We start from the raw sequence: 264 nt of genomic DNA, 5'->3' as shown, positions 1-264 counted from the left end.
CCACTTGCGTCAATGATCAAAGGGTGTAACACATACGAAGTTGAGCTCGGTTATTCAGTGTGCGATTTCAGGGAAAGTATTGAAAGTAAATTCAAGGATGGTATGAGTTGGGGTAATCATGGAGATTGGCACTTAGACCACATAATCCCAATAGCGCACTTTATGAAAGATAAGATTTACGACCCTAAAATAATTAACGCACTGGAAAATCTTCAACCGTTGTGGGCTGATGAAAACTTAAAGAAGTCTGCAAAAGCATAAAAG

At 39.0% G+C, this 264-nt stretch carries 1 protein-coding gene; it reads left to right on the top strand.

From position 1 onward, the window contains the following. Nucleotides 1-261, top strand: a 261-nt coding sequence (locus DC53_RS22480; protein WP_206075190.1) for a hypothetical protein, incomplete at its 5' end; no start/stop codon positions are given. Nucleotides 262-264 lie beyond the last annotated feature (3 nt).

Source organism: Pseudoalteromonas fuliginea (assembly GCF_000690055.1).
Taxonomy (GTDB): domain Bacteria; phylum Pseudomonadota; class Gammaproteobacteria; order Enterobacterales; family Alteromonadaceae; genus Pseudoalteromonas; species Pseudoalteromonas fuliginea.
This window is presented reverse-complemented; position numbering and strand designations above follow the sequence as displayed.